The 1,852-nt window shown below is 55.0% G+C and carries 2 protein-coding genes; one reads left to right on the top strand and one right to left on the bottom strand.

Features of this window, described 5'->3' with window-relative positions; translation table 11 throughout:
• Positions 1–188, top strand: a 188-nt coding sequence (locus EOA24_RS42575) for a hypothetical protein (RefSeq protein ID WP_210213641.1), incomplete at its 5' end; no start/stop codon positions are given.
• A 490-nt stretch (positions 189–678) separates the two neighbouring features.
• On the opposite strand, the gene EOA24_RS36405 is transcribed toward EOA24_RS42575, so the two are convergent.
• Positions 679–1,852: PLP-dependent aminotransferase family protein (locus EOA24_RS36405; protein WP_133374826.1), on the bottom strand; the 1,174-nt coding region annotated here is incomplete at its 5' end.

Raw genomic sequence — 1,852 nt, 5'->3', positions numbered from 1 at the left:
CCGAGGCTACCATCGTCAACGAGTTTGCGGCGTTAAGACTCTGCGAATTTTATTTCGAGTTTTCTTGCAGATTTGTTGCAGCGGCTGCCGTTCAAACTTGTTGCGTCTTTGCAAAGTCGGGCAGGGCATGCTTCGGCCGACGCCGTGCGAGTTTTTCAGTTTTCACCGACGCGGAGGGCGGCTACTGATAAGTTGGTGCTGCGCGCTGGTGTATGGGTCGGCGCCTCGCCAAGGCCATCGGCGACCGCGTGTTGCTTGAAAGCGAACGCGGCTACAAATATCACGACACCAAATTCTGGAGAGACGCTTTCCCGGCAGATCAATTTTGCAGAGCGCAAGTTCGTTGGTGGCGCCCAGAAATCAGTTGTTGCCTGCTACGCTCGCGTGGCTCATCGCAGAACTGCGGCATCGATGTCCTGATCGACGATATTCGGGACGGGCCCCGTGGCCGGCCCTATGGAAGCGCCCGACTTGGCCGGCCTATGCCGACGCCATCAGAATGGCTGTCGGGATAGCGAACGAGCGGTCGACCATTACCCAGTGCGAGGTGCTGCTTCTGATCGACGCCGACGCACCGCCAACAAGCATGCCCTTGGCGCGTCTTTAAGGGTGGCCATAGCGCTTCAACAACCGCAGAATGCTCGAGACCGCAGCCTCAAACGCTTCAATCTGATGTCATCACCGTCCGACCGACCTGTGCATCATCTCGCCGAGTTTCGCCAGATAAGTTTCATTCTGAGCAGTCCATGGGAATGAGAAGTTTAGCGCTACGAAGTTGCGGAAGGATGCCTCAATCGAGAAGATAGGGCCTGGAAGAAAACTGAAGTCAGATTCGATCGCCTGAAGCAAAGCGCTGGTAGCGTCGAAGCTAAGCGGTCCTCGTACCCAGCACATAAACCCGCCGGCCGGAGGCGATACAACACACTCACTGGGGAAATGTTGCGCGATTAACTCAAGACCCCTTTGCATCCTCGCGGCCAATGTGCCGCGCAATCGCCTCAAATGTCGGTCCTGACTGCGGACCGCAAGAAACGTGGCGATCGCGCGCTGGACAATACCGTCACCGCTGTTCAGTCCATGTGTATACTGGTGGGTCATCAAACGTCGTGTGTGGGTGCCCGCAATGATCCAACCCAATCCATACGCTGGTGGGAGGGAGGCCATGAAACTGCCGAATTGCACCACGATATCGGAAGGATCGTGTTGTTTGAACGAAGGCTGTCTGCTGCCACGGTAGTTCAGGTCGCTGAACATGTCATTTTCGAGGATAAGCACTTGGTGTTGGCGAGCGATTTCGACAACACGGCGCATAGTTTGCTCGGAATAGGTCACGCCTGTGGGATAGTGATGGGAGCCCATAAGCAATGCCACTCGAACAGAATTCGAGCGGACAAGGTGCAAGAATTGTTCGGGATTGATGCCAAAGCGCGGGTGGGAATAGATTTCCACCATGGAAAGGCTTTTGCGGTTCAATCCGGCCAGCATTGGAAAATAAGACGGACTTTCGACAAGAACGGTATCTCCTGGCTTAGTGAATGCATTGAGGCACATGTCGAAGCACGACATGCCGGTATTGCCAACAATCACTTCCCCGTCTGCGATAATGCATCCTCGCTTTGATACGCGGCGCGAAATTTCCTGTCGCAACTGCACATCACCTTGTGGCGAATCGCACCCAGCAAGCCTGGTCTCGCCTTGCCGCAAGAGTTGGCGTAAGAGTCGGTCTATGTCGCTGCGGTCGAATAAGTCCAAACTCGGATAGAAGCTGCCGAACGCGCCAAGCTCGTTCGAATAACAAATATGGAGCAGAGCCTCCGGCAGATTTTTGGCAGTCTCTCCATCCTCATTAAGG

This window comes from Mesorhizobium sp. M2A.F.Ca.ET.039.01.1.1 (assembly GCF_003998035.1).
Lineage (GTDB): Bacteria > Pseudomonadota > Alphaproteobacteria > Rhizobiales > Rhizobiaceae > Mesorhizobium.
Note: the sequence above shows the minus strand (reverse complement) of the source record. Positions and strands in the feature narration are given on the sequence as shown.